The sequence below is a fragment of the Micromonospora sp. LOL_015 genome (genome assembly GCF_048060275.1).
In the GTDB taxonomy this organism is placed as follows: domain Bacteria; phylum Actinomycetota; class Actinomycetes; order Mycobacteriales; family Micromonosporaceae; genus Micromonospora_E.
The window spans coordinates 1-401 of record NZ_JBHMIO010000199.1 but is presented as its reverse complement, the minus strand read 5'-3'; the positions used below and the strand labels follow the sequence as shown (position 1 = coordinate 401).

Here is a 401-nt window from a genome sequence, read left to right as displayed (position 1 = left end):
GCAGCTCCCGCGAGATCGTCGACGCGTCACGACCCACCGCCCGACTGATCTCCCGCACACCTTTGCCCTGCGCTTTGAGCAGGGCGATCTCCTCACGCTCGGCGAGCGATAGATACCGACCCGACAACGGCTCAAGCGACAAAGGCGACATGCCGCCACCCTGACGGAACCAGCGAAACCCCACCGGCTGCGACACGCCACACGCCGCTGCGGCCTCCTCGCTCGACAGGCCCTCAGCGATCCGCCGCCAGAACTGCCGCCGCACCTCCCGGTGCTCGTTCACACCCGGCCGACCCGGCGACCGCATCGCCGGCCTGCCCGTCACCGCCGTGGTCCAGCCCGGAGGTCTTCCCATGGCACACCCCTTCGTCGAGGTGTTGCGACGACCCCTGGAATCCGCC

At 69.6% G+C, this 401-nt stretch carries 1 protein-coding gene; it reads right to left on the bottom strand.

What is annotated here, in order from left to right:
- A partial coding sequence (locus ACFHWU_RS29470) for a helix-turn-helix domain-containing protein (RefSeq protein WP_416592348.1) occupies positions 1-355 on the bottom strand: 355 nt, incomplete at its 3' end.
- Between the last annotated feature and the right edge of the window lie 46 nt (positions 356-401).